This window comes from Pseudoalteromonas sp. MB47 (assembly GCF_011319765.1).
GTDB classification, from domain to species: Bacteria; Pseudomonadota; Gammaproteobacteria; order Enterobacterales; family Alteromonadaceae; genus Pseudoalteromonas; species Pseudoalteromonas simplex.
Map to the genome: position 1 here is coordinate 239,877 of NZ_VFBD01000004.1, position 26,752 is coordinate 266,628.

Here is a 26,752-nt window from a genome sequence, read left to right on the forward strand (position 1 = left end):
TAGAAAGTAAGTATGTGCAAACTCGCAATTGTAATGCTGGAGTGTTTTCGATAATTTGGTTATTGTGAGTTAATTAGAACAAAGAGCACTCACAATGAAAAAAGTTATTTATTTCGTTACCTTATTATTCTCATCATTCACATTTGCAACGACGTCGCCGTACAGTGGGGAAATTACCGCTGAGGATTTACTCGCACAGTATCCTGCTTTTGCTAAAGAGTATAAAAACTATTCACCATCTGAGGATGATTTAAACACGATTAAAACGCTCAGTGGTAAACAAGTATTAGTATTTTTAGGTACGTGGTGTCATGACTCTAAGCGTGAAGTGCCTCGTTTACTAAAGTTACTTGATGGTTCGGGTGTAAAGCTGGGATCACTCCAATTAATTGCGGTTGGTTACGATAAGCTTGACCCTGATGGTTTAGCTAAGCAGTACGACCTTCGTTATACCCCAACGTTTATTGTAAGCTCTAACGGCAAAGAGTTACTTCGAATGATTGAAAAGCCTAAGCACAGCATCGCGATGGACCTTACTCGTTTGTAATAGAGTTGTTTGCTAGAGCAAAGTAGCTAAAGTAGTTATTGCTCATTATAATCATGGCTATAAACCAACTAGAGAATGTTATATGTCTCAAACTGTTATAGAAGCCATAGATGCAGCGAATGCTGCAGATCCCAATCGTGTTAAGCATGCTGGGCAAGCGTTAGCTAAAGAATCTTTATATTCTATGCGTATGACCGATATGCTTAACCGTTTTAATCCGCAAGCCGATGAACTAATGCATATTGCTGCACGGGGCCAACATATTGAACGCTGGCGCTCTCCTCGCAGTGATTTCCCTATGGGTAAGCAAGGTTATTATCAATGGCGCACTGCTTTATATGATTTTCATGCCGAGCGTGTAACAGCCCTTATGAAAACCGCTGGTTACTCAACGGGTGAATGTGAGCGTGTATACGCAGCCGTGGCTAAAAAGAATATAAAGCGAAACCCTGATAGCCAATTGATTGAAGATATCGCAAGCCTTGTGTTTATCGAACATTACATGCTTGATTTTGCAACTAGCAAGCCTGATTACGATGAGCAAAAATGGTTGGGTATTATTCGTAAAACTTGGCAAAAAATGTCAAACGAAGCACATGAATTTGTGTTAGCTGGTAACATCAGCTTACCTGAGCAGCTTAAACCGATAATTACAAAAGCGCTAAGTTAAATTTAAAACAAGGAAGGTCTATGTTTTGTCCACGTACTAAAACAGCACTTGAAGCAGTGAGCATTGGCGATGTTAACGTGTATTTATCAAAAAGCGGTGGTGTATTTTTTGATAATCGACAAATATTCCATTTTAGCGATCCAAGTTTAAAACCAGCGCAAGTGCTGGTGGCTCATTTACAAACTCTGCCAACAGAATGCGTTGATTTAGCGAAGCGAATTAATTGCCCGAAGTGCCCTGACGTGGTGATGATGCGACGCTTTTTCACGCCACTAAAAGTGGTTGAAATAGACGAATGTCCAAACTGCGCAGCTATTTGGCTTGATCATGGCGAGCTTGAAAAGATCCATGAAAATCATTTAACGCCAAAAGAGCGTGAAATGCTGCGTATTGATATGGCCAATAATCATGGTTTTATTCAAGTTAAAATTCCCAAAAGGCGTTACTCGGTTCATGCTAAAAAGCCTGAGTCTAATGCAACGTCACCTTTAGAAAAACTAGCAGAACTTGCCTATTTATCGATTTTGAATGACTAGGAAGAGAATATTTAAAAGCTCCCATTATTAGCGCTAAATAATTTTTAAAATATAAGGTCAATAGTGTGAAAAAATTAGTGGTGTTTATGAGCGTGTTACTGGCCTGTTTGTTTACAACAAGTTGCACTACAGTACTCGATAAGGCGCATGGGTATCGCGGGCCCATCGTTGTGACAATTAAAACAGAAGATGGCTCAGTGTCGGAGTTTCCTTTTTTAATAGAGTCTGTGTATACAGAGTCGTGTGGTCATAGTAGCTGTGGCATAGACTCCGGTTATAGATATCTAAAAACGAGCTATGCCAATGAGCCAATTACCTTCCCGCGAGAGCGGTTAGACCTATTGCAAGCTAATGCCTACGCAACAATTCTTTTTAAAGTTACTCATCCTAATTATCACTACAACGTCTTTACTCGAGGTTTTGCGCCTACCGATGCTGATGACCCCATTTATGTAACGTTTACTGTTAAGCCCTTTGCTGAACAAATGAATAAAGTAGCTGGCTGGGCGGAAGGCCCTAAACAAGACATGCAAAAATTCGCACCAGATAGCAGAGAGTTTAAAAAAGCAGATATTAGGTATCGCCAAGCGCGTTTTAATTTAGGACAGATGATTGCAAGGCATATCACGTTGACTAAAACGGTTTACTTACCCCATTTTTCAGAAAGCATGCAACAACGTGTGATTGAAAAGTATCAACCTATTTTTAAAGCGTGGTATTACGGCGTACCTGAAACAGATTGTTGGGATATGGTTGACTGCAGAAAGCAAATTTTAAAACCAAGGAAGGCCGAGTATGAAGGTTTGTAAGGGCAAGGGATGCTTGTTTCGGCAATCGTATTTTTTAAACTTGCTTAATAAGAAGCCTGTACCAACTCAGATACAGGCTTTATTGGTTATTAAGTGTTATAGCTTAACCAGCATTTTTCCTTTATTTTTACCTTCAAACAGGCCAAGAAATGCATCAACGGCATTTTCAATGCCATGGTAAACCGTTTCTTCAGATTTAATTTTACCTTCGCTGATCCACGCACTCATTTGCTCAATAAACTCAGGGAACTGATCAAAATAATCAATCACGATAAAGCCTTGCATGGTGAGCTTTTTCGAGTTGATATAAAACAGGTTGCTTGGCCCTGGCTGTGCAGTGTCGTTATTGTAACCTGAGATCATGCCACATACAGGAATACGGCCGTAATCGTTCATTACATTGAGTGCTGCTTAAAGTTGATGCTGAAGAATTAACAGCTAAGTTAATGGCACGCTCAAATATGAGTTTGGAGCGAATCGAGTTATTACGCGAGTTAACCCTTGAGCTGCATACTGACCTAACAAAAGCGGACCTTACAAAAAGCTAATCTTCTACTAAACACACTAAAGTGCCTTCAATAGCGCGAACATACGCATAATGCTGGGCGTCTTTTTTAGTGGGCGGGCATAATGGCTCAGCACCAGCAAGTACAGCTTGATCGTAACTTTCGACTAAATTATGGCAACTGAATCTTAGCTCAAAACCTAGTGCAGGTTGCTTAGGATGGGCACGAATATACCCTTGCTTGAAATATGCTTGCGCATGAGGGTGGGTCGCAAAGGCAAGTTTTACAGCCCCTGTAACAAGTTCACCGTACTCAGCATCGTCACTGATATGATTGGTATTAAAACCAAATGCTTGATAGTAAAAGTCGAGTACTTCTTCTACGTTATCGACGTAAATAACCTGACTTAAAAAGTCCATTTATGCTGCTCTATTTATTATTCGTTTATTAAATAAAGCATAGTTTCAGCAATAAAAAAACCTTGTAAGTCATACTTACAAGGTTTTTGTAATACTTAAAGCTTAGCTGTAGAAATTACGACTTGTTGCGGTTTTCTTTCGCAAATGCACGAATTTTACGTTTTTGCGATAAGGTCACTTTGTTAGTGCGGCCAGCGTATGGGTTGTCGCCTTCTCTAAATTCAATTTTGATTGGCGTGCCCATAATACCTAATGCTTTACGGTAGTAGTTCATTAGGTAGCGCTTGTAGCTATCTGGTAAGTCATGAACTTGATTACCGTGGATCACGATACGTGGTGGGTTATAACCCCCTGCGTGAGCATATTTAAGTTTTACACGACGACCACGAACAAGTGGCGGTTGGTGATCAGCTTGTGCCATATCCATGATACGACGCAGCATCGCTGTGCTAATACGTTTAGTCGCTGATTCGTACGCTTCGTCTACTGATTCAAATAAATGACCCACACCGGTGCCATGTAAAGCAGAGATAAAGTGTAAACGTGCGAAATCGATGAAACCTAAACGACGGTCAAGTTCTGACTTAATACGTTCTTTAACGTAATCGTCTAGGCCGTCCCATTTGTTAACAGCCACAACCAATGAACGACCTGCGTTTAAGGCAAAACCTAGTAAGCTCAAATCTTGATCAGAAATACCTTCTCGTGCATCAACCACAAGCAATACCACGTTAGCATCTTCAATCGCTTTAAGGGTTTTGATCACAGAGAATTTTTCTACAACATCGCTTACTTTCTTACGTTTACGAACACCTGCGGTATCAATAAGAATGTACTCTTTGTCGTTACGTGTCATCGGAATATAGATAGAATCACGGGTTGTACCTGGCATATCGTAAACGATTACACGTTCTTCGCCTAAGATACGGTTTGTAAGTGTTGACTTACCAACGTTAGGACGACCGATAATTGCAAGCTTTACTGGCTTATCAGCAAAGGCTTGCTGGTTGTCTTCGCCTTCTTCATCTTCGCTGTAAAGATCAACTAATTCGTCATCACTTTCTTCAAGCTCTTCAGCTTCGCCTGCAAGTTCGGCAATGACTGGCTGTAAAGTTGTTTCAAGTAGCTGCGTGATACCACGGCCGTGAGCCGCTGCAATGTGATGTACGTCACCTAAGCTTAACTGGTAGAACTCAGCACAGTACGAGTCTGCATCAATACCATCGACTTTGTTTGCCACAACAAAACATTTCTTTTGTTGTTTACGAAGGTGATTCGCAATTGCTTGGTCAGCGGCAGTCATACCTGCGCGGGCATCAACTAAAAATAACACGATATCGGCTTCTTCAATTGCCAGAAGCGATTGCTCAGCCATTTCAGTTTCGATACCTTGCTCAGAACCGTCAATACCACCCGTGTCTACCACGATAAATTCATAGCCATCGTAATCAGCTTGGCCATATTTTCTATCTCGTGTTAAGCCTGGAAAGTCGGCTACGAGGGCGTCACGAGTACGTGTTAAACGGTTAAATAATGTGGATTTGCCCACATTGGGTCGCCCAACAAGAGCGATCACGGGAAGCATAAACTACCTCTTAAAAAAACAACAAAAGGCTTCGCCAAGCGAAGCCTTAGAAAAATAACGTTTACTATTAGTAAGTTAGTTTGGAATTTTAACCGCGCTAACTTCACCATCTCGGGTGTATAAAATTAATTTGTCACCGGCAACAACAGGCTCAATAAAGAAACCTGAGCTGTCAAAGTCTTCGCGCGATACAAGCTCGCCCGTTTCTTTGTCTAACCAGTGTAGGTTACCTTCTTGGTCACCTAATGCTAAATATTTACCAGCCACAGTCGGGCCTGTTAAGTACCAGCCGCGCAGTGCTGGTTGGCTCCAGCGCTCAATACCTGATGTTTTATCTAGACTGTAAATAACACCATCGCTATCAACAACATAGATAGACTGACTATCCATCGATAGATCACGGTAGCTGCTGTACTCACGTTTCCAAACAACATTACCTGAACGAATATCAACGGCTGCTAAGTTACCATTATAAGCGATTGCATAGGCGTATGGGCCGCTAATTAATGCTTGTGTATCTACATCAACTAAACGTTCAAACTCAGATGCACCCTTTGGAGAGGCAATTTCAGCACTCCATGCAGAGTAGCCGTTTTCTGAAATTAATACGCTCAGTTTACCTGTTTCAAGACCTAGTAATACACCGCCGTTTGCCACAGTTGGTGAACTTTGACCACGTAATGTCAGTGGTGGTACTTCTTGTTCGAAGCGCCAACGTTCTTCACCTGTATCTGGGTGCACTGCTAATAATTTACCAGAGCCTAGGTTTACAAAGATTAAGCCGTCGCCTGCAGCAGGTTTAGCAAGTACTTCGCCAGGCATCGTTTTACGCCAAACAATTTCACCTGTTTCACGGTCTAGCGCGGTTAAGTAACCATGCTCAGAACCAACAAAAATTTTGCCGTAAGCTTGTAAAATACCACCCGATAACTTGGCACTTTCTGTGGTTTCCCAAGGCCAAAAGGCAGGGTTTTCACGCACATCGGTTTGCCATAGCGTATCGCCATTTTCAAGCGATAGGGCTTCAACTTCACCTTCGCGGTTTGCTACATACACAACATCGTTATGAATAGCCGGCGTTAAGCGTGAGAAATAGTGCTGAACACCATCACCAATTGATTCTTGCCAAACCACTTCTGTCTCAAATTGATTAACAATTTCAGGCAGTACCAGTTCTTCTTCGTCATCACTTGACGAACACCCAGTCAGGGTTGCGATACACAGAGCAAGTGTTGCCGCTGTTAACTTCTTCATCTTAACCCCTTACGCCGCTGGGCTAGTTTGTGCTAAGTCATCAAGTTTAATTTGTAATAACGGATTGTTTTCAAGGCCGCCATTATCAGCAGCAGCTTGGTATTGGCTGCGAGCTTGATCTTTGTCGCCTTGTGCAGCATAAACATCGCCTTTTAATTCAGCGACTGCAGCAGCAAATGATGCTGGAAGCTGGGCGTTTAGCGTTGTTAGCGCTTGCTCATATTGCTTTTGTGCAAGGTGAACACGAGCAAGGCGCGTTGTTGCCGTTGCTTTAAGCTCAGGGTTTTGCTCGTTGGTGATGATCCAGTTCAGCTTTTCGCTTGCTGCATCAAGGTCATTCTTGTCAACGGCTTCTTTTGCCGCAACAAATGCTGTTAGCGTGCTGTAGCTTGACTCGCCATTGTCTTTAATAAACATATCCGCTTTTTCTAGCACGGCACCGCTTTCAACAAGTTGTGTGAAAGAGTCAGATGCTTTCTCAGCTGTGGTGATTTGGTTTTGGTTATAAGCTTTCCAACCATATAAACCACCTAAACCTGCAACAATACCAATTGCAAGTGCTAAACCATTTTCACGGAAAAAGCGTTTGATCGCTTCTTCTTGTTGTTCTTCTGTTGAATAAATTTCCATGCTTACCTCTGTTGCTAGCTGGGCTTAAATAAGTTCAGCTAGTAGCGTTTTCGCTTCTTCTAGTTTTAAGGTGACTTGTTCTTTACGCTCACGTAAGTACTTAATAGTCACAACGCCTTGTTCTAATTCATCTTCGCCGATAATAACCGCTACAAGAGCATCGCTTTTATCTGCGCGTTTTAATTGCTTTTTAAAGTTGCCACCGCCTGCGTGCACCATAACACGAAGACCTGCAACATCTTTACGTAATTGAGCGGCAATGATAGGCGCTTGAATGCTGGCTTTATCGCCCATGGCTGCCAAATATACATCAGCACTACGGCGGATGTCACCTACACTTTCTAGTGCTTGAAGTAATAACACTAAACGCTCAAGACCCATTGCAAAACCTACCGCTGGTGTTGCTTTACCGCCTAGTTGTTCAACTAGACCATCGTAACGACCACCGGCACAAACGGTTCCTTGTGCGCCTAGGCTATCGGTTACCCACTCAAAAACGGTGCGGTTATAATAGTCAAGGCCACGTACAAGCTTTTCATTTACCGTGTATTCGACGCCAGCAGCGTCTAAACGTTCACATAAATTTTCAAAATGTTCTTTTGATTCAGCGTCTAAGTGCTCAGATAGTTTAGGCGCATCAGTTAAAATAGCTTGTACATCAGGGTTTTTGCTATCTAACACACGTAAAGGGTTGGTGTGCATACGACGCTTAGAGTCTTCATCAAGTACATCGACGTGTTGCTCTAAGTAAGCAACAAGTGCATCACGGTAGTCTGCACGCGCTTCATTTGAACCTAATGAGTTAAGCTCAAGACGAACGTGTTCACTGATACCAAACTCTTTCCATAATTGGGCTGTCAGCAAAATAACTTCTGCATCAATATCAGCAGTGGCAATGCCGAATGTTTCTAAACCAAATTGGTGGAATTGACGGTAACGGCCTTTTTGTGGACGCTCGTGACGGAACATCGGGCCCATGTACCATAAACGTTGTTCTTGGTTATACAGTAAACCGTTTTGATTACCTGCACGCACACACACTGCGGTACCTTCAGGGCGAAGAGTTAAGTTATCGCCATTACGGTCTGCAAAGGTGTACATTTCTTTTTCGACGATATCGGTTACTTCACCGATAGAGCGTTTGAATAGGTCGGTTGATTCAACAATTGGAAAACGAATTTCTTGATAACCAAACGATGAAACTGTTTCACGTAAAATGTCTTCTACTTTCTGCCAAATTTGCGTATCGCCTGGCAGACAATCGTTCATACCACGAACTGCCTGAATTTGTTTTGCCACTGATAAATCCTAAATACTGTACGTGCGCTGAAAAAGTCGCGCCTCAAGAAAAACTAAAAATTGACCCGCTATTATACCGTTTGGGCTCTAAAGGTAAACGGCAAACCCAAGGGTTTGCCGAGTATATGCGAATTATTCAACGATTTTGATGTCGATTGGCGTTTCTTTCTCTTTTTTAGCGATAAAGTCGCGCACATAGCCTTCAAGTTGGTCGACAATGTTATCGTTATCGATACGTGCTTTTTGACGCTCACCATTGATATATAAGCCAGAGCGACGGTTCGCACCAGCAAGGCCGATATCACTAACCAGCGCTTCACCAGGGCCATTTACCACACAACCAATCACCGACACTGACATAGGCTCAACTACGTCTTCAAGGCGCTCTTCAAGTTGGTTCATGGTGCTTACCACATCAAACTCTTGGCGTGAGCAGCTCGGGCAGGCAATAAAGTTAATACCGCGTGAGCGAATGCGTAATGATTTTAAAATATCAAAACCCACTTTGATCTCTTGTACCGGATCGGCAGCAAGTGATACGCGTAATGTGTCACCAATGCCTTCGGCAAGTAGCATACCTAAACCAACAGCCGATTTAACAGATCCTGAGCGCATACCGCCAGCTTCGGTAATACCTAAATGCAGTGGCTGGTCGATTTCTTTCGCAAGTAAACGATATGCACCGACCGCTAAAAATACATCTGACGCTTTAACGGATACTTTAAATTGGTCAAAGTCTAAACGTTGTAAGATCTCAACATGGCGCATAGCTGATTCAAGTAAAGCTTCTGGTGTTGGTTCACCGTATTTTTCTTGTAAGTCGCGCTCTAATGAACCGCCATTAACACCAATACGAATAGGGATGTTATGCTCACGGGCTGAGTCTACAACGGCACGAATACGCTCTTCGCTACCGATGTTACCCGGGTTAATACGCAAACAATCCGCACCATACTGAGCCACTTTTAACGCAATACGGTAATCAAAGTGAATATCTGTTACTAGTGGAATTGTGACTTGTTCTTTAATGCTTTTAAATGCTTCAGCTGCTTCCATGGTTGGTACAGACACACGCACAATGTCGGCGCCGGCATCTTGAATAGCTTGAATTTGTGCAACCGTTGCATCGATATCTAGGGTGTTGGTGTTAGTCATCGACTGAACGGCAATTGGTGCACCATCACCAATTGGCACATTACCTACGTTAATACGGGTCGATTTTCTACGTTTAATAGGAGATTCTGAAAACATTGCGGTTACTCTGATAACGGTAAAGTAAATTTAGCTAAGCGATTTTTGGCAAAATGTGAGGTATCGACAGCTTGACCTTGAAAAGTAATATCGACTACTTGGTGTTTGCCGAGTACCACACTAAATGGCTGTGGGCCGGTTACTGTCATAACGTAACCTGCTTTTTTAACACCAAAAGCAATACGATCGCCGTTGCCATCGTGAATTTCTACCCAGCTATCTTCATTGAAGTGCATCACCACTTCGCTGTGCTCAGGATCAGCTTTTTTGGTTTGCGGCTGAGCAGTTAATTGGCTTTGTGATGCAGCCTGATTTGCTGCTTCGTTGTTAGTTGTTGGCACAGTTTCTTGTGGCTCAATAACTGCTTTGTCTTCTGTAGGCAATTGAACTGTTTCTTCAACTGGCGCTTCGTTTGCTAAATTAGCGGTTAGCTCATTGCTTTTAAGCTGATTTGGCATCGCCGTTGTTACCGGCTCTTCGATACTTTGATTACTATTTTGCCACCACCAAACGACCGATGAGCCTATAATGACAGCTAAAATAAAATAACTGAACAGCATTAAACGGCTATCGTTTGCTTCTTTTTCGGTGCGACGAGAGAAGCTCTGCATATTAGATTTTTTAGCAGGTTCAACATGCTCAGGTAACAATTCAAGCATGGCTTGGCTATCTATTTTTAGCTCACGACAATAGCTTCTGATATACCCTTTTACGAAGGTCGCAGGGCCTAGTAATTCATGTTCGTCGTTTTCTAATCGTTGTAATTGTAAAACTGATAATTTTAATGCACCAGCAAGCTGCTCAAGGCTCATTCCTGCTTCTTCGCGGCGTTTTTTTAGCGCCTGGCCGAGCGTTTCTTGTGGTTGTTCTAAATTGTTTTCTTCATTCATAGTGCGTATGAGTCTGGATCTACCAATAAAAGTCTATGCCCAGGCTTAAGGGCAACATCTGGGCTCAATTTGTTCCAGCGCATTAATTGATCGATTAATACGCTATGCTGCGTGGCAATGTCGTACAAAGTATCACCAGCATTAATGTCGTGATAAATATTCGGATCATTTAAATAGATGCGAGTACCGTTTTGTACGCGATCCGATTCTTTTAAGCCATTCCACAGCAAAATCTTCTGTAGTTTAACATTGTATCGCACTGAAATGCTAAATAGGTTTTCACCATTTTCAATAATATGGTAAGGGATATTCAGCGCAGGTACACGTGGGTTGAGCATGGGTAATTGTATTTGTTCAGAAGTCACTGAGTACGAGGTTTGACTCGTTTGGCCTGCATAGTTGGATTCTTCGCCAAAGACATTTTCATCTTTTTCAGGCTGATAAAATATCACTGTGCTTTCATTTTTGCTGACAGCTTTTGCAGAAGTCGAAGTTTGTTGCTTAATTTCAGGAGATGTGGGTGCCCCAAAAGAAACAATAGTGACTTCATCGTTAGCTGCTTTAGGTGTTGATATACTTTTCTTTTGCTCTGGTGTTTTTATCGCAAGCGCATTAACAACAGCTTCAGTATCGACAGGCTCAGTTGCGGTTGATGCTATTTCAGTCTTAAAGCCTGAAGCTTCAGGCTGAGTCTTTGCTTGTTCTACAACTAGGGCTGGCATGTTTGCAACAGATTGGGTTGATTCGACAGTTTCTTGTTCATTAATTGCAGGCACTTCTGACTTTTGCTGATTCGTAGCATATACTTCTTTTGCATTAGAAGTTTGTACATCTGCCTTATCTACAATTACTGTTTCATTCGCCTTTGTTGGGGCTTTTCTTTTTACGATTCGGATCTTTGGTTGGTCTTTGCTAACCGATGAGTTATCGCTTGAAATCTGGAGCTCTTCGAGTTGAGCTTGACGATATTTTTCTCGTAATATTTCAAACTCTGAACGTTTAACCTGCCCAGAAGTAATGGCTTTAGCTTCGTTTGAGCCGGGGTAAGTTTGTAAAATGATACCTGCAGTTGCTTCGGCTTTTTCTATGTGTCCCATACGTTGCTGGATAAGATAGCTGAGCATAAGTGCACGAGGTGTTACGCGGCCTGTTGATTCATATTTTTCAATAATATCTTCAGCTTTATGTAGATCGCTTTTTGCGTAATACAAACCAGCCAAGCTTATCATTGAAGAAGGGCGCTGCGAGCTGTGATTAAGTGCTGATTTTAGGTATTTTTCCGCATTTTCGAAGTCATCAAATTCAATCGCACATAAAGCTAAGTTTTCGTAACTTTCAGCTACACGGATATAGCTAGGAATTGAAATCGCTTTAAGAAGCTCTTCTGCAGCGCGGTCATACTCACCAATGCCACACAAAAATACACCATAATTGTTTAAGGTATTTGGATCATTAGGGGCAATTTTTAATGCGCGCTGATAGGCTTTATCGGCAAGTTCTGGTTCATCAACCTGTTGATAGTAATAAGCTAAAGAGTAATGAACTTCAGGGAGGTCAGGGGCAAAATCTGCAGCGCGTTCTAAATTATATTTTGCTTGTGAGTTATTGCCTGTTTTTAAGTACTGTAACGCAAGGGCGATACGGGTACGGGCAGCACCGGTATTGTTAACTTGTTTTTCAACAACGGGTCTGTCGCTACCTTCGTAGCTGTTTTCTGTAACACACCCTGTTAATGCAAATGCACTAACAGTAATGGCAAGTATAGAACGCATTACCTAATCTCTTCTTTGATTCCGTATGCCTATCTTACCGAAAAGCCTTTGTGTTGCATCTATTATTTTAAAAATAACGAGTTTGCCACAAAGGCTTAACTTCAAAAGTTACGCTTATGCTTGGTGAATGTTTACCGCAATTGCGTTATCTTCGCGCATTTTCTTTTTCGCTAAACGTTTAGTACGGTCAACGACATCACCCACTAATTGACCACAAGCTGCATCAATATCATCACCACGAGTACGGCGAACGATACAGGTAATACCTGCTGCTTGTAATACTTTAGAGAAGCGGTCGATACGGCTGTTACTCGAACGGCCATATTCATTACCCGGGAATGGATTAAACGGGATCAGGTTCACTTTTGAAGGTGTACCTTTAAGTGTTTTAACCAATTCGTGGGCTTGATCGGTACTGTCGTTCACACCTTGTAGCATAACGTATTCGATAGTCACATCTTTGTTTGCTTTAGAACCATCGATATATCGACGACATGCGGCTAAAAACTCTTCAATTGGGTACTTTTTATTAATTGGTACTAGTACATCTCGCAGCTCATTGTTTGGCGCATGCAGTGAAATAGCCAATGCTACGTCAATCTTCTCTTTTAATAGATCAAGCGCAGGAACCACACCTGAGGTACTTAATGTAACGCGACGTTTTGATAAACCAAAACCCCAATCGTCCATCATAAGTTCCATTGCTGGTACGACGTTTTTAAGGTTAAGTAATGGCTCACCCATACCCATCATTACAACGTTAGTTACAGGGCGTTTAGTGCTGTCGTCGTCTAAACCAATATCTTTCGCGACACGCCAAACTTGGCCGATGATCTCAGACACCGCTAAGTTACGGTTAAAGCCTTGTTGAGCCGTAGAGCAGAAGGTACATTCAAGGGCACAACCTACCTGTGATGAAACACATAAAGTTGCGCGGTCTTTTTCTGGGATCCAAACAGCTTCTACTTCTTGGCCACCTTGTAGCATCAGGGCGTATTTAATAGTGCCATCAGTCGCTACTTGTTTAACTGAGATCTCAGGAGCAACAATTTCACATTCAGCTTTTAGTTTTTCTTTTAGCTTTTTGTTGACGTTTGTCATGTCGTCAAAATTGTCTACGCCAAAATGATAAATCCATTTCATCACCTGATCGCCACGGAATGGCTTTTCACCGAATGATACAAAAAGCTCACGCATTGCATCTCGGTTTAAATCTAATAAATTAATCTTTTTTTCAGTGGTCATGAAACAACCTCAATCAGTGACGGTGGTAAGTAGTTTGGGTGCGCGATTGTACATTATTTAATCGACTTAGTCATTAGCTAAACAGATTAACAATAGGCTTAGCTAATGACTAAAAAAGGGCCCGAAAGCCCTTTTTCTTCTGCATCACAGACTTAGCTGTGAACTCGAAATTAACGAGTACGTGGGCAGATTTCTTCGTCAGCGAAGAAGTATGCGATTTCACGTGCAGCTGATTCAACAGCGTCAGAACCGTGAACAGCATTTTCGTCGATGCTGTCTGCGTAGTCAGCACGTAAAGTACCAGCTAGTGCTTCAGCAGGGTTAGTAGCACCCATGATTTCACGGTTTTTAAGTACTGCGTTCTCACCTTCAAGAACAGTAACCATTACTGGACCAGATGTCATGAACTCAACTAAAGCACCGAAGAAAGGACGCTCGCTGTGCTCAGCGTAGAAACCTTCAGCTTTTTCTTTTGAAAGGTGAACCATTTTAGCTGCAACGATTTTAAGACCCGCAGTTTCGAAACGGTTGTAGATAGCACCGATGTGGTTTTTAGCAACTGCATCAGGTTTTACGATTGAAAAAGTACGCTCTAAAGCCATCTTTATGCTCCAATAATTTTAAATTTAAAAGGTTAAATATTAACGGGCGCGAATTATACGCGCTTTACGTGAAAATTCCTAATTTAATTAAATAGTCATTTGATGGCATTTTCATGAATCTAAAAATGTTCAGCAAAATGAGTATAAAATGCGAACACCTTTTACAGTTAAGCACTTGTTTCCACAATGAACTCAGCGTGGTTACGAGTATACATAGCGTGTGTGATATCACAGAAGTGTTTGTTAATGATTTTGATTATTACAGTGATGGCAACTATGCCTGTGTAGAGGACTTCGCAAGCGTATTACCCATTACAGCCCCTATATTTATTGAATTAAACCTAACCAAGCTCCTGAAGTTGGAAGTAGTCATATTTTTTATATCGCTATTCGTTTTGCAAACGGCAAAACCTTTGCGCTTGAAACTGAAGAAGTGCAGCTATTTTAAATCGCTATAAATCAGCTATTGTCAGCGGGGGCTTCTCTGCTGACATACCTAATCTCTACTCGCTTACAATTAGCTCACCTAGCTAAGCTAATTGGTAGTAACTTACCCTCTGCATAATACATCTAAAAAGTGTAAGAATACCAACTCATTTCGTTAACTTTTTGTTCACTTTATGCGGCTGATCTAATTGCTAATGATAAATTATTGCGTTTTAAATTGTTGAAAATTAATAGCATATGATTTAATTCGGATCTTTAGCCTATCTTGTTTGAGAGAAATAGCAATAACTAAACTGTAACCCAAATGTTAAATTAAAGTGTACAAAACGCTACATAGTTTTTCGTGAATTCTTGAACTTGTTCAATCATAAAATATTAGTAATTGGATTTTTTATAAACAAAAAGTCTTATTTTTTATTCGAATAATTAAAGGAGAGAATAATGAAACTACGCAGTGCACTTTCTAAGTTGTCATGCGCGTCAGCTTTTGCACTTGGCAGCATGCTAACTTTGAGCCCAGCAGCCAATGCTATGAAACTAAAACAACAAAACTTACAAGAGATGGCCGTTGTTTCACAGAGCATTATTGCCGGGCAGGTAGTAAGCGTAACCGATGGTTTTGACAACAACCGTCCCTATACCGAAGTGACTATTCAGGTTTCGTCAGATGCTAAAGGTAAGTTAAAAGACGATTCAAATTACACCTTCCGTCAGTTTGGCCTAATCAAGCCTCGCTCAATGGGTAATGGCAAGGTGTATCTGGGGGTAACCCCTGATGGCTTTGCAAAATGGCATGAAGGAGAAAGTGTCATTGCGTTTATGTATAAACCTGCATCTATTACTGGTTTTCAAACAACGGCTGGCATGGCGCAAGGTAAGTTTATTGTTCGTGATGGCAAGGTTCTTAACCAGTTTGCGAATAGTGGATTATTTGAAGGCATGAACACTGCTAATTTTTCGCATGAAGAGCGCAATATGCTGACTAACCCTCAAGACATAAACGTGGATGAATTTATGCACTTAGTTGGCAAATTAGCGGGAGAAAAATAATGATAAGATTTACGAAACTTGCTGCAAGTATTGCATTGGCATCGCTTTCTACAACTGCATTAGCAGGTGGGCCTTTATATATTCATGATAAAACCATGCAACCTTATAAATGGGATACCTCAAAAGGTGACATTCCAGTTTGGACTGATGGGGGGCAACTAATTAAAGATAAGAATGGGAAAGATGTTCAGTCATTTACTGTTTTAGAGAAAGGAACAATCTTTAATGTCGATATCACATTGCCTGATGGCACTGTGTTGCCCAAAAATGTAGCGTTAGAGCGTGATTATACTTTTTTGACAATTGCACAAGCTAATGCCGTAACAGCAGAGGCTGTTGCGCAGTGGTCAAATGTTGAAACATCGACCCTAACAATGTCTGTGGCGGGTACGATAGAAAGTCAAACAGGGATCCGCGATGTCAATGCATCGAATGTAGACCAGATTTATAATGCAGAAAACGGTTATGGTTTTTGGGTTAACTACGACACTGATGGTGCTATCTTAGAAAATTATTTTGGTATTCCACGCGACCAAGTACTAGGTATTGCTTTTCCTGAATGGGCTGATGAAGAAACCGGTGAAATTACTGAAGCAACGGCTTTAATGAATGGTTGGTATATCGATATTAATGATACAGAAGGGAAGATGGTACAAGGTGTGTTCACCCATGAGTTTGGCCACGCGATGAATATGTCTCACTCTCAAGCAAATGGTCATTTTACCTATATTGCAACGCCATGGTATCAAATGCACGATGGTGTTGCAGGCTGTACGGGAACAACAGCTTACACCAGTCGTGGTCAAGCACCGACTGATAGTATTGAAACTATGTTTCCTTTTATTAATGTTCGCAGCATTGAAGGACAAGAGCAGGGAACAGTTAATGTTCGAGATGACATTGTAAATATCTCTGATTTATACCCAAGCGCAAGTTATCTCAGTGAGTATGGAACTATAAAAGGAAAGCTATTTACAAAAGAAGGCGTTGAATATTCAGGTATGAATATGGTTGCACGTAATCTTGATAATCCTTTGTACGATGTGATCACTCAACAAAGTGGTAATTTAACTCAAGGTCGTATTGGCCCAGACGGTTCTTTTACAATTAATGGTTTGACGCCTGGTGGGCGTTACGCACTTTACATGGACCCAATTAGAGCTGGCGGCTACCCAACGACACCTACCGATATTATTTCCGTGAATGAATATTGGAATGAAGGCGAAAGCAGTTCTCCAGCACTGGATGATGCTTGCAACATGACACCTATCGTCGTTGCAGGAGGTGAAACTAAAGAAGTCGCTATGTATTTCAATGGCTATAATGATGGCATTCAATATACGCCTTTAGTTTCTGCATGGGTAAGTGATCATGCAAAAAATGGTAAAAGGGCGTTTGGTACAACGCAGGGAGGCACGCCGTTTGTTTATGATAGCAATCATAATACTTTTGAGACATTAACGACGCCAGAGGGTTACGCGGTTTTGTCTGCCACCAACGCGGCAATGAACAAAAATGCAACCAAAGCGGCTGTGATTGCAGATCTTGATAATGATGGTGTAGGCCAAGGTGCTGTTTGGGATATTCGCTCAAATAAATTAATTGAACTTGAAGATCCAACCAATAACACCTGCTCTTTAGGTGGCCAGCAAGGCGTAAGCTCGCACTCTATTTGGGATATGGATGATCTGGGCCACAAGGTAGTTGGTAACTCTCGAAAACCTAATGCTGGCGGGGATGAGTGTGCTGTTGGTGAAGGAGCCAGTTCGTATGGCGTGCCCACTGTATGGAATACAAAAACAGGAAAGGCAACTTTATTAACAGATGGTATAGAGTTCATTCCTAGTAGTTATGGAACAGTACAAGCTTTGATCAATGGTGAACGAACTGAAGCGTGGGTACGTGCCGATCGTGTATCTGGTAATGGCCGCACTGTGACAGGATCTGGTAATAATAATAACTCACAGCTCGCTTGGGTGGATGGAAAATTACGTGATACTTACAAAGAGTTTGGAGCGTTAAATTCATCGGTGATCTCAGTTGATGGTGAGCTTGTCGCCTTTGGTACACAAAGGGGGTTTGGTCGTAGTGCCTTCGGTGAAGGCGTTAAAGTGTGGAATACCGTAACAGATGAAGTAACCTTGTTAGGTGGTTTACGCTGGTGTGAGGATGTACCGTATTTTTACTTTAATAATAATTTATGCGCATCACCATTTAATCAAACCCACGAAGATATCGTTCAAACCGCAGGCTTACCACTAAATATGGTTTTGGATGCGAATGATGATTTGTCGGTCATAACTGGTCGTGTGTTAATTAATGGTATGCCTGCAGGGGCAACGATTTATATTGACGGATTAGGATGGATGACTGGGGAAGAGTTCTTCACTAAACAAGGTGTTGTAGAAGCAACTAACTTGATGACTAATGGTATTTTTGGCGTAAGCAGCGATGGTTCTGAAATGATGGCCGGGGTTGTAGGTTTGCCTACACCATTAACCATTGAGGTTGATGCAAATAAGGCCTTTGTGTGTGATAAAGGGCAAGATCGTGAGCTTAGTTTTCCTAAGCAAGTGGTTAAAGCTGTTAAAGCTGGTGCCAAGTTTGGCCGCTGTGCACACTTAGATACATAGCCTTTAATTACTGTATTAGATGCCAAAGGCTCATAAATATTTTATGGGCCTTTTTCATATCAGTGTCATAAATATGTGATAAATTTTAATAAGTTACAAATATACTAACAGCTTGTATTGAAAGTTTTGCTTTCTTCATATAGCAAAATTACCTAATAGAAAGTGATGGTTAAGTGATATTATTAGCAATTCCAAACCAATTACCCTGGATAGTTAATTGAGTTTGATCAAAAAAGGTGGCCATAGGATTGGTCACCTTTTTCTTTTTATAGGCTCACAGCTGGTTTGCTAAGTTTCTATCAAGCATGATCTAGATCAATAAAATTAATGGGCAGGTTATTATACTGCCGCGCTTCATTATCGTATTAATTCATGCAACCGACTTGTACTCGGTTCGATGTGTGGAGCTTTCATGTCGTCACCTATTTTGACCCCTCGTCCTTTTACGCCTGAGTTGTTATCACCTGCGGGTAGTTTAAAGAATATGCGTTATGCCTTTGCCTATGGTGCAGATGCCGTTTACGCTGGCCAACCTCGTTATAGCCTTCGTGTTCGTAACAATGAGTTTGACCTAGATAACCTGCAAATCGGTATTAACGAAGCCCATGCGCAAAATAAAAAATTGTATGTAGTGTCGAACATTGCTCCTCACAATGCCAAGGTAAAATCGTATTTACGCGACATTGAGCCAGTCATTGAAATGCAGCCAGATGCGCTGATCATGTCTGATCCAGGCCTAATTATGCTAGTGCGTGAAAAATGGCCAGATATGCCTATTCACTTATCTGTGCAGGCCAATGCGGTAAACTATGCCACAGTGAACTTTTGGGCTCAGCAGGGTATTGAACGAGTCATTTTATCGCGCGAATTGTCGCTTGAAGAAATCGCTGAAATTCGTGAACTATGTCCAAATACAGAACTTGAAGTGTTTGTTCACGGTGCACTTTGCATGGCATATTCTGGCCGTTGTTTGTTATCGGGTTATATTAATAAACGCGATCCAAACCAAGGAACGTGCACTAATGCATGTCGTTGGAACTACGATGTGAAACCAGGCACCGAAAATGAAACCGGCGAAATGGTACATAAAATCGACCCTAAAGCGGTGATCCCAACTCTAGGAGATGGTGTCCCAAGTAACGAAGTATTTATGCTTGAAGAGCAGGGCCGTCCTGGTGAGTATATGCCTGCTTTTGAAGACGAGCATGGTACTTACATAATGAACTCAAAAGATTTACGTGCAGTTCAATATGTTGATCAACTAACGAAAATGGGCGTGCATAGTTTAAAAATTGAAGGCCGCACTAAGTCTTTCTACTATGTTGCACGTACTGCGCAAGTGTATCGTAAAGCCATTGATGATGCCGTTGCTGGTCGTCCATTTGACGCAAACTTATTTAAAACCCTCGAAAACTTAGCGCACCGTGGTTATACCGAAGGATTTTTAAAGCGCCACGCACATCAAGACTATCAAAACTATGAATACGGTCATTCGGTGTCAGATAAACAGCAGTTTGTGGGTGAAGTATTAGGCCGCAACGATAATGGCTTAGTTGAAATTGATGTGAAGAATAAGTTCTGTACTGGTCATTCATTAGAATTAATGACACCAAAAGGGAATATTAACTTCAAGCTAGACTTTATGGAAAACAAAAAAGGCGAAGCCATTAGCGATGCAAAAGGTTCGGGCCATATTGTTAAAATCCCTCTACCAGAAGATATCGATTTAGAGCACGCAATTTTGATGCGGAATCTCGATGCCGACCAAGATACCCGTAACCCATTTAATAAAGCTTAATAGAAGGTGCGCTAAGTCATACTTAGCGCATTTATCTCTTATAACTGTTGTTGCCTTAACCTTTGCATATCTTTTTGCGGAGGCAGGCCAAATAAACGGCTGTACTCGCGACTAAATTGCGAAGGGCTTTCGTAACCGACCACACCACTTGCTTGACCAGCATCAAGACCATTGATCAGCATTTGATCGCGAGCCTCTTGCAGGCGTAAGGTTTTTAAATACTGCAATGGGCTGGTGCCAGTAATGGTTTTAAAGTGCTGGCGAAATGTTGATGAGCTCATATGCGCTTGTTTTGCTAACTCTTCAATTTGTACTGGGCGCATAAAGTTGGTTTTAAGCCAGCTCACAACTCTGACAATATGACTACTTGGTGACCCCTCTGATGCCAGTTTTCTAAGGTGAGGCCCGTGAGGTCCCTGTAAAAGGCGAATAACAATTTCTTTCATGAGTAATGGCTGTAAGCCGTCGCGAAGTGCAGGGTTATATTCAAGCTCAAATAACCGAGTGAGTGCATCAGTGAGTCCTGCATCGATATTATGAATAGAAATCGGCGCAAACGTTTCGTTGCGTGATTGTTTTGGCAGCTTAAGTTCTGCGGCCGTTTGCAAAATTAAGTTGTAATCAAGCTTTAGCACCATGGCAACAAATGGCTGGTGGCGTGTTGCTTCGGTCACATGGGATACCACAGGTAAGTCGAAAGTTGTTAACATGGTTTGCCCACCAGAGCAGGGCAGTACACTGTTTTCGACTGAAAGCATTTTTGCACCTTGTAGCACCACTGCAAGGCTTAATGTGTAAATACAATGCAAGGGGTCGGTTGGTGCGTTACGAATGTGCAATGTGAGCTCTGGCGTATGAGAGGTAATATCACCCGCTTTATTAGCGAATAACATAATCTTTTGCGCGAGTGGTTTAGCAATCTCTTGATGGTTGGTGTCTATCATGTTTAAAACTCACGGTTAGTTATCTTGGCTGTCAAATTTATTGAGCATATCTTGGCTACTAATTTGAGAGCCCATACGGCCACGATTCACGTACCTGTGAGAAAACGTTTTTGCGCCATTTGCCCGAACCAGCTTTTCAAAATCATCAATAAAATGCTGTTCGAACTTACTATTAAAGGTATTAAATAAAATCACATTTTTACCTGAAAAGTCATTATTTTTTGCAAACTGCCATATCGGTGGGGCAGGGCTATAAAGCCAAATAGGCGAGCCTAAATAAATGGTGTGATACTCTTCAAGGTTAATATTACTCGGGGTAATTGTTGCTACCTTGCTTCTGGCATCATTAAGAGCGGCTATCCAACCAGGAATACCTAACTCGTAATCTGTCGCTGTTATCTCAAACAGCTCCGCGTTATGCTTTTGTGCTATGTGATCTGCTAAAACCCCAGTATTACCAGAGCGAGAAAAAACCACGACGGCTGTTTTGGCATCAAGCGTGATTTTCGGCTCAGCATTTTGTAGACGTAAGCTGTTTTTAGCATGCTGTGATTTTTCTGTTTGTGTGACCCAAATGGCAACAGATAAAAGCCCTAATACGACCACTGCGAGTATTATAAATAGCCATTTAATCATTGTGTTAACTCCTAAAATCGCAAATTCAAATCAACAACAAAAGTAAGTTAGGCCAAGCATGAGGCCTAACTTCTTTGCTTTATGCATGCTCAGCTTACAAGTGCCTTTTTATAAATGCTTGGTTAAAAAAGGCAGTATCTGCTGCATCGCTAGCGCAACTGGCTCAGGCTTATCGTACAGGTCATAGTGCGACCAATCTTCTAGTTCAACGAGTTGTCGGTCTTTTGATGAAAATGATTTTCCGTAAATTTCTTTACCGTCACGGTATGCACCAAATGCCCCTACTTTTTGACCAATTACAGCCATCATAGGTTGAGTCATTAATGTTTCGGCAAACGCGAAAGCATCCCACGTGAGGGTTTTTTGTGCATGAGAAAATAACATACGTGTTGCGCCACCTTCACTTTGACCACGCGGTGTTTTGTAGTAATCAGTCGCTTCGAAAACATCACGTTCAGTCAGGCCATTGTCGCGGGCAAACTCAATGCTTGGTGGGAGTAATTCGTTAACTTGTAAATCACCACCAAGTGCTTCAGCAGTTCGTTGTGCCGCCATCGCTTCAAGTGCGCCAAGCGGGTTAAACTCGGTGAATGCTTCTCTAAATAGACGACCTAAATTAACCGGCGTAATGCCGACCACGGCTTTTACGCGTTTTTCAGTCAGTGCAGAGTTAAATACATAAGCCCCCCCACCACATACCCCAATGCTACCAATGCGCTCGTTATCGACATAAGGCAGTGTCACGGCATAATCAATAACATGGCTAATATCTTCAACGCGTTGTGATGGGTTTTCAATAAAACGAGGTGTACCGCCAGATTGACCTTGGTAGCTGGCATCGAAGGCAATAACCACATAACCTGCTTCAGCAAGTGCTTTACCATAAACACTACTTGAGGTCTGTTCTTTACAGCTACCAAATGGGTGAACACTGATCATGGTTGGGTAGGTTTTTGACTCATCAAAATTAGCAGGCGTTAAAACAAGTGCTGAGATAGCCCAAGCCATATCGTGGTTTTGAATACTAACTGTTTGAATGTTCATGTTTTTATCCTAAATACCGTTTAGGTATGAGCCCTGTTCGGGCTCATACAGATCAATAATTACAGGTTGCTTGTAAAGAAAGGAGCTAATACGCTGATTGCTTCAGTGATTTCACTTTCGCCATCGTATAGGTCCATGTGGTTTGCACCTTCAACGATGTACATGTTTTTGCTGCTTGATGCTGCGCGCGCCATTAGGTCATCGCTCATCCACTTGCTGCCCGCATTGCTGCCGACGACGGTCAGTAATGGTTGCGTTAAAAATGCTTCAGCTTTAAAGAATGCATCATAAGTGATGATTTGATTTAAGCTGCGTGCAGTCGCAAAGCCCGGTGCAGTGCAATAAGCTGCGCGGTCTGTGTGGTAGTATTCCCACGCTTGGCGAAGTTCTTCGTTTGGTGCATCTTCTTCTTTAAGTGGTGCCATTGGGATAGTTGCAATCTCGTTACCACTTGCATCCGATGTGCGAGAATCAGAGCCAGCTTGGATATATGGGATAGCGTCGCTGTCTTTTACATTGTTATCCCAGCCATTACGGAACATTTGGCCAATATTTACCATGCTGACTGTGCCAACGGCTTTAATACGGCGGTCGTTAATTGCAGCATTTGCGGTGTAACCTGCACCCGCACAGATCCCCATTGCGCCAATGCGATCATTGTCTACATAAGGTAAGGTCGTTAAGTAATCGATTACTGCACTCACATCCTCGGTACGAACATGTGGGTTTTCAAGTTGGCGTGGCTCGCCTGTGCTTTCACCTTGGTAAGATGCATCGTATGCAATAGCGACAAAACCTTGCTCAGCTAGTTTACGTGCGTAAGTCCCTGCTGTTTGCTCTTTAACACCACCACCTGGGTGCGATACGACAACGGCTGGGTATGTTTTTGTTTCATCAAAATCAGCAGGTAAATTTAATAAGCCCGCTATAGTAATATCTAAACCGTTCGTGTTTGGAAAAGTAACTTTGTTCATGAGCGTAAATCCTCTTTGGGTTAATAAGTAAGGACAGAGACTATTCTCGATTGCAGAGCTGTTTGCTTTGCGTCCTTGATTGAGATTAAGTATAGGAGTGGGCTGAAACGAATGTTTGCCTAAAATGACAGGGTGTTTGTCTAAAATGCCGAAAAAGCACTATGGCAGGCAATCGGAAAATGACCAGGATAGATTGGGAATTTACTTAATTGCTTTAAATGGTCGGGTTTGTAGGGTGTTTAGAGTGCTTGCTCTAGATGATGGCAGTGATGGGATTTTATTTCTAAAATCGAAATACCGCTTGCTTTATAAGTATAAGGCTCTTAATTAGGCTGTGATTGCCTATTTTTATTGCCGTAAGCCAATTAATAGGCAGTGTAACGACGCTTATTTTTTAAATTGACTGGCAAGCTCTGCAAGCGACACTTCAGCAAAACGTTTTAATAACAGGGCTTCTGCATCGTCCATTGCGTTTTGCAGGGCGCTGTTAACTGCATATTCGATTGGGCAGTTGCTGTGCTCATCGGTTAGACCAATTACAAACAGGTTCTTTTCGCCAAGCGCTTGGTGAATATCAAATAAAGTGATGTCTGTTAAGGGAGTGGCCAGTAGCCAGCCGCCATTGTGGCCTTTGATTGCCGACACATAACCTGCTTGGCGCAGTAACGCCATTGTACGGCGCACGACCACAGGGTTGGTCATTAACATGTTTGCTAATGTCTCTGATGTAATAGGGTGGCTGTAACTGTCTAAATGGATCAGCACATGCAAAACCCGTGATAATCGGCTGTCTTTTCTCATCTTAAATCGTCAATATGCGTTTTTTGCAGTGTATCACGAACTGCTTAATATTGACCGTTTGAATTACCAAACTAACGCTCACTAAACTAATTCCAAGCCAGCCAATTTGCTGAAATTGCTCATTTAAAATCACAATAGCCAGTACGGTGGCGATAATCGGCTCAAGTAAAGTAATGAGCACGGCTTGGCTAGCCGCGATGGTTTTTAAGCCAATACTAAATAGCCAATAACCTAAAAACATCGGCACAATGGCCATGTAAAGCGCCACGCTGGTATTGGTAACGGTGGCAAAAAGCGTATCTCCAGTGATCAATAACGAAGGCAAGAGTACACATGCAGCGCCGCTAAATAAGCTTGCCATGGTCGCTCTTGAATGAACGCCGTTGCTAATTAAGCGTTTGGCAACCCATGAATAGCCCGCATAGGTAAGCCCTGCAATTAAGCCAAGTAAAATGCCGATGTTTTGGCTAAACAGCCCCGTAGCGGCAAGGTTATGCTCTTTACCTAACGCAATTAAGCCAATGCCAATCGCACCAAAGCAAAAGCTGACTAGCCAGCGAGTTGTAATGGGCTTTTTCTCAATTAAGTATTCCAATAAGACGGTAAATAAAGGGGCGCTGGCAATCGAAACAACGGTGCCTATTGCCACACCAGCGCTATTCATCGAGGTATAAAATGCCAGCGGATAAATAGCTACACAAGCTGAGCCAAGTAGGGTTAGGCGGTAGTGCTTACGCAGAGTACTGGCATTGTTTATTAGCTGAGTTAGTGAGGTTAGGCAAAGTAATACGCCGCCAAATCCCATCGCAAACGCACCTATTGCAAAAGGGCTAATGTCTGGTGCAAAGCTTGCGGCTGTGCCTGTTGTGCCCCAAAACACACTGGCAACTAAAACGGCCATGGTCGCGATGGTATGGTTCATTGATGATTCGCTTTAAATTTAAGATATCAAAAGCATAATTAAAATCGATGCAAAGTTTTTGACAAAAAGGACGGTTTTGTTGGCGTTAAAAACTAAAGTTACTTTTTGAATTTACTCGGTGATAAGCCAAAGTACTTTGAAAAACTACGGCTAAAAGATGAAAGCTCATTGTAACCAACTAACTCACTAATACGCTGCAACGGGTAGTCGGTATGACTGAGTAAGGCTTGGGCTTTTTCCATTCGCTGTTTAGTTACATAGTTCATGACAGTCAATCCGGTTTGTTGCTTAAACAGTAGTTTAAATTGCGTTGGGCTTAAACAGGCAATGCTGGCAAGGTGTTTGATTTGAAGAGGAGTGCTTAAGTGACTGTCAATATAAAGCAGTGCCTCGCTAATACGGCTGTCGACCTTAGGCTGCATAATTTGCTCAGCTAACAGCAAGTCGAAGGTGTTAAACATGGCAAGTTCTAATTCACGATTAACCGCTTGCTCAAGTTGCTTTGCCACAAACTGCAAAAATGCCCAAAGTGATTGATTAATAGCAAACACACAGCGTTCAGCAATCGCTAGGTTATCTGGTAACTTTGGCATATCGGCCACCACAAATCGCGCCTCTGGCATTGCGGTAAAAAGATGCGTTTGCGAGGCTTTGACAACCACGCATTCACCGGGGGCGACTCTACCTTGAAAATCACCGACACTAATGGCAATCACACCTTTTAAGGGCAGTACAAGTTGATGATAGTCATGGCTATGACTAACAGGCTTAGTACTGTAAGAACGAATAGATAGATTGCCTTGCATCATTTTGTGATAGCCGTTTGCTGAATAAGGCTATTATGCCTGTTTGCGAGGGATGATCAATTTTAGGCCATTAACGGGGTTAGCACATGCTCGTAGGCAATCATTAACGCGACATAAACCAACAAAATAGCCATCAGTTTATTAAACACATAAAAAACACCCGGCCGTGATACTTGTTTGCCAAGCACCAAGCCTGCTAACGAGTAACTTGTAGGCGCACCAAAGGCAAGGATGGCTAAAATAAAAGACCAAAATACGATTGCTGCGCCAGTAATATCGGCGCTTGGGAATTGAATCGTAGCAATTGGCAAAGTGGCCACCAAGGCTTTTGGATTTAATAGCTGCATAAACAGGCCATCGAAAAAGCTAAGTGAGGCATCTGCTGAGGTATCATTCACCTGTACTTTTGCTTTTGCAACCTTCCAAGCAATATACAAAATATAGCCGCAACCAATTAAGCTCACATAAGGCAAAAACTGCGGATTGATCACTTGTAAGCCAAGGTAGCCAAGCAGCACAAATAAGATAAACATCGCGCTACCCACGCCGATAAAAAACCCAAGGTGTGAACGAGTTTGTTTATTTAAGCCACTGCTTAAACCGAGTAAATTGATTGGCCCAGGGGTGTACATAATGCCAATAGCATATGCAAAAATATCTGCCATAACAGCTCCAAATCAGT

26 protein-coding genes are annotated in these 26,752 nt (G+C 42.1%); 7 read left to right on the forward strand and 19 right to left on the reverse strand.

Going from position 1 to position 26,752, the window contains the following annotated elements:
• Nucleotides 1-94 precede the first annotated feature (94 nt).
• The 4 genes from IMPJCBKJ_RS01715 (at nt 95) to IMPJCBKJ_RS01730 (ending at nt 2,562) form a co-directional block, all read left to right on the forward strand.
• Complete coding sequence (locus tag IMPJCBKJ_RS01715; RefSeq protein WP_138617898.1) at nt 95-547, forward strand: thioredoxin; 453 nt, start codon at nt 95-97, stop codon at nt 545-547.
• A gap of 82 nt (nt 548-629) precedes the next feature.
• Nucleotides 630-1,217, forward strand: coding sequence for a DUF4202 domain-containing protein (locus IMPJCBKJ_RS01720; protein ID WP_166338407.1), 588 nt, complete (start codon nt 630-632; stop codon nt 1,215-1,217).
• A 20-nt stretch (nt 1,218-1,237) separates the two neighbouring features.
• Nucleotides 1,238-1,753, forward strand: coding sequence for a zf-TFIIB domain-containing protein (locus IMPJCBKJ_RS01725; protein ID WP_054553516.1), 516 nt, complete (start codon nt 1,238-1,240; stop codon nt 1,751-1,753).
• A gap of 65 nt (nt 1,754-1,818) precedes the next feature.
• The gene (locus IMPJCBKJ_RS01730) at nt 1,819-2,562 is read left to right on the forward strand and encodes a hypothetical protein (RefSeq protein WP_323741519.1); all 744 of its coding nucleotides are present in this window, start codon (nt 1,819-1,821) and stop codon (nt 2,560-2,562) included.
• Nucleotides 2,563-2,658: 96 nt separating this feature from the next.
• Here IMPJCBKJ_RS01730 and IMPJCBKJ_RS01735 read toward each other — a convergent pair whose 3' ends face one another.
• The 11 genes from IMPJCBKJ_RS01735 to ndk form a co-directional block, all read right to left on the reverse strand.
• A complete protein-coding gene (locus tag IMPJCBKJ_RS01735) occupies nt 2,659-2,958 on the reverse strand; it encodes a hypothetical protein (protein WP_240920976.1) in 300 nt (99 codons plus the stop codon).
• A 148-nt stretch (nt 2,959-3,106) separates the two neighbouring features.
• On the reverse strand, nt 3,107-3,487 hold the full coding sequence (locus IMPJCBKJ_RS01740; RefSeq protein ID WP_166338409.1) for a VOC family protein: 381 nt from the start codon (nt 3,485-3,487) through the stop codon (nt 3,107-3,109).
• A 115-nt stretch (nt 3,488-3,602) separates the two neighbouring features.
• Nucleotides 3,603-5,072 carry a ribosome biogenesis GTPase Der gene (gene der / locus IMPJCBKJ_RS01745; RefSeq protein WP_054553521.1) on the reverse strand — a complete coding sequence of 490 codons (1,470 nt, stop codon included), beginning with the start codon at nt 5,070-5,072 and terminating at the stop codon, nt 3,603-3,605.
• A gap of 75 nt (nt 5,073-5,147) precedes the next feature.
• On the reverse strand, nt 5,148-6,326 hold the full coding sequence (gene bamB / locus IMPJCBKJ_RS01750) for an outer membrane protein assembly factor BamB (protein WP_166338411.1): 1,179 nt from the start codon (nt 6,324-6,326) through the stop codon (nt 5,148-5,150).
• A 9-nt stretch (nt 6,327-6,335) separates the two neighbouring features.
• Nucleotides 6,336-6,956 carry a tetratricopeptide repeat protein gene (locus IMPJCBKJ_RS01755; RefSeq protein WP_166338413.1) on the reverse strand — a complete coding sequence of 207 codons (621 nt, stop codon included), beginning with the start codon at nt 6,954-6,956 and terminating at the stop codon, nt 6,336-6,338.
• Nucleotides 6,957-6,980: 24 nt separating this feature from the next.
• Nucleotides 6,981-8,255, reverse strand: a complete 1,275-nt coding sequence (hisS, locus tag IMPJCBKJ_RS01760) for a histidine--tRNA ligase (protein WP_058584526.1) — start codon at nt 8,253-8,255, stop codon at nt 6,981-6,983.
• 132 nt (nt 8,256-8,387) lie between these two features.
• Nucleotides 8,388-9,506, reverse strand: coding sequence for a flavodoxin-dependent (E)-4-hydroxy-3-methylbut-2-enyl-diphosphate synthase (gene ispG, locus IMPJCBKJ_RS01765; protein ID WP_054553525.1), 1,119 nt, complete (start codon nt 9,504-9,506; stop codon nt 8,388-8,390).
• 5 nt (nt 9,507-9,511) lie between these two features.
• A complete protein-coding gene (locus IMPJCBKJ_RS01770) occupies nt 9,512-10,396 on the reverse strand; it encodes a RodZ domain-containing protein (RefSeq protein ID WP_166338415.1) in 885 nt (294 codons plus the stop codon).
• Nucleotides 10,393-12,168 (reverse strand): type IV pilus biogenesis/stability protein PilW, encoded by a 1,776-nt coding sequence (gene pilW, locus IMPJCBKJ_RS01775; RefSeq protein WP_166338417.1) that lies wholly within the window; start codon nt 12,166-12,168, stop codon nt 10,393-10,395. The genes IMPJCBKJ_RS01770 and pilW overlap by 4 nt, the downstream gene beginning before the upstream one ends.
• 114 nt (nt 12,169-12,282) lie before the next feature.
• Nucleotides 12,283-13,413 (reverse strand): bifunctional tRNA (adenosine(37)-C2)-methyltransferase TrmG/ribosomal RNA large subunit methyltransferase RlmN, encoded by a 1,131-nt coding sequence (locus IMPJCBKJ_RS01780; protein ID WP_166338419.1) that lies wholly within the window; start codon nt 13,411-13,413, stop codon nt 12,283-12,285.
• Between the two features lie 170 nt (nt 13,414-13,583).
• Nucleotides 13,584-14,015, reverse strand: coding sequence for a nucleoside-diphosphate kinase (gene ndk, locus IMPJCBKJ_RS01785; RefSeq protein ID WP_036972405.1), 432 nt, complete (start codon nt 14,013-14,015; stop codon nt 13,584-13,586).
• Nucleotides 14,016-14,903: 888 nt separating this feature from the next.
• Between ndk and IMPJCBKJ_RS01790 the strand changes: the two genes are divergently transcribed.
• The 3 genes from IMPJCBKJ_RS01790 to yegQ all read left to right on the forward strand — a co-directional run bounded on the left by IMPJCBKJ_RS01790 (nt 14,904) and on the right by yegQ (nt 19,943).
• The gene (locus tag IMPJCBKJ_RS01790; protein ID WP_166338421.1) at nt 14,904-15,512 is read left to right on the forward strand and encodes a hypothetical protein; all 609 of its coding nucleotides are present in this window, start codon (nt 14,904-14,906) and stop codon (nt 15,510-15,512) included.
• Nucleotides 15,512-18,145 (forward strand): hypothetical protein, encoded by a 2,634-nt coding sequence (locus tag IMPJCBKJ_RS01795; RefSeq protein ID WP_166338423.1) that lies wholly within the window; start codon nt 15,512-15,514, stop codon nt 18,143-18,145. The genes IMPJCBKJ_RS01790 and IMPJCBKJ_RS01795 overlap by 1 nt, the downstream gene beginning before the upstream one ends.
• Nucleotides 18,146-18,557: 412 nt before the next feature.
• Entirely contained in the window at nt 18,558-19,943 is a 1,386-nt protein-coding gene (gene yegQ, locus IMPJCBKJ_RS01800) for a tRNA 5-hydroxyuridine modification protein YegQ (RefSeq protein WP_166338425.1), read from the forward strand.
• Nucleotides 19,944-19,981: 38 nt separating this feature from the next.
• On the opposite strand, the gene IMPJCBKJ_RS01805 is transcribed toward yegQ, so the two are convergent.
• The 8 genes from IMPJCBKJ_RS01805 to IMPJCBKJ_RS01840 all read right to left on the reverse strand — a co-directional run bounded on the left by IMPJCBKJ_RS01805 (nt 19,982) and on the right by IMPJCBKJ_RS01840 (nt 26,735).
• On the reverse strand, nt 19,982-20,887 hold the full coding sequence (locus IMPJCBKJ_RS01805) for an AraC family transcriptional regulator (protein ID WP_166338427.1): 906 nt from the start codon (nt 20,885-20,887) through the stop codon (nt 19,982-19,984).
• A gap of 15 nt (nt 20,888-20,902) precedes the next feature.
• Nucleotides 20,903-21,523 (reverse strand): flavodoxin, encoded by a 621-nt coding sequence (locus IMPJCBKJ_RS01810; protein ID WP_166338429.1) that lies wholly within the window; start codon nt 21,521-21,523, stop codon nt 20,903-20,905.
• Between the two features lie 108 nt (nt 21,524-21,631).
• The gene (locus tag IMPJCBKJ_RS01815) at nt 21,632-22,567 is read right to left on the reverse strand and encodes an alpha/beta hydrolase (RefSeq protein ID WP_166338431.1); all 936 of its coding nucleotides are present in this window, start codon (nt 22,565-22,567) and stop codon (nt 21,632-21,634) included.
• A 59-nt stretch (nt 22,568-22,626) separates the two neighbouring features.
• On the reverse strand, nt 22,627-23,541 hold the full coding sequence (locus IMPJCBKJ_RS01820; protein WP_054553534.1) for an alpha/beta hydrolase: 915 nt from the start codon (nt 23,539-23,541) through the stop codon (nt 22,627-22,629).
• Nucleotides 23,542-23,928: 387 nt separating this feature from the next.
• A complete protein-coding gene (locus IMPJCBKJ_RS01825) occupies nt 23,929-24,342 on the reverse strand; it encodes an Rrf2 family transcriptional regulator (protein ID WP_166338433.1) in 414 nt (137 codons plus the stop codon).
• Between the two features lies 1 nt (nt 24,343).
• Nucleotides 24,344-25,264 carry an EamA family transporter gene (locus IMPJCBKJ_RS01830; protein WP_235372728.1) on the reverse strand — a complete coding sequence of 307 codons (921 nt, stop codon included), beginning with the start codon at nt 25,262-25,264 and terminating at the stop codon, nt 24,344-24,346.
• A 98-nt stretch (nt 25,265-25,362) separates the two neighbouring features.
• Nucleotides 25,363-26,073 carry an AraC family transcriptional regulator gene (locus tag IMPJCBKJ_RS01835; RefSeq protein WP_346774147.1) on the reverse strand — a complete coding sequence of 237 codons (711 nt, stop codon included), beginning with the start codon at nt 26,071-26,073 and terminating at the stop codon, nt 25,363-25,365.
• A 59-nt stretch (nt 26,074-26,132) separates the two neighbouring features.
• Entirely contained in the window at nt 26,133-26,735 is a 603-nt protein-coding gene (locus tag IMPJCBKJ_RS01840; RefSeq protein ID WP_166338435.1) for a LysE family transporter, read from the reverse strand.
• Between the last annotated feature and the right edge of the window lie 17 nt (nt 26,736-26,752).